Origin of the sequence: Amycolatopsis nivea, from assembly GCF_004522235.1 — a bacterium.
GTDB classification, from domain to species: domain Bacteria; phylum Actinomycetota; class Actinomycetes; order Mycobacteriales; family Pseudonocardiaceae; genus Amycolatopsis; species Amycolatopsis nivea.
In genome coordinates, this window is sequence record NZ_SDLT01000126.1 from 1 (window position 1) to 377 (window position 377).

A 377-nucleotide genomic window follows, 5' to 3' on the forward strand; every position below is an offset into this window, starting at 1 on the left:
CTCGCGTTGCCGGGCACGGGCCGGCTCGATGTCGACGAGGAACGGGACACCGATCCCGCGGAACTGACCGTGACAGTGTGCGCGGGCGGCGACGCCACCGACCTCATGGGACTGCGGATGTCGGTCGAGGGGACGGTGCCGGGGGCGGTGTTCCGGGACCGTACGCCGCGCCGGATGGCAGAGCTGGCGCTGCTGCCCGACCGCGGTCGCGGTCCCGCGCTGGTGGTGCCGTTGCGGGCGGGCGACCACACGTCGGGGGTGTTGATCGCGTTGCGGGATCCGGGTTCGGCGTTGTTCGAGACGGCGCAACTGCCGGTGCTCGCGTCGTTCGCGGACCAGGCGGCGCTGGCGTTGCAGCTGGCGGCGCAGCAGCGGGC

At 73.7% G+C, this 377-nt stretch carries 1 protein-coding gene; it reads left to right on the forward strand.

Annotated features, from left to right (window positions below; all coding sequences use genetic code 11):
* Positions 1-377: GAF domain-containing protein (locus EIZ44_RS44515; protein WP_134734623.1), on the forward strand; the 377-nt coding region annotated here is incomplete at both ends.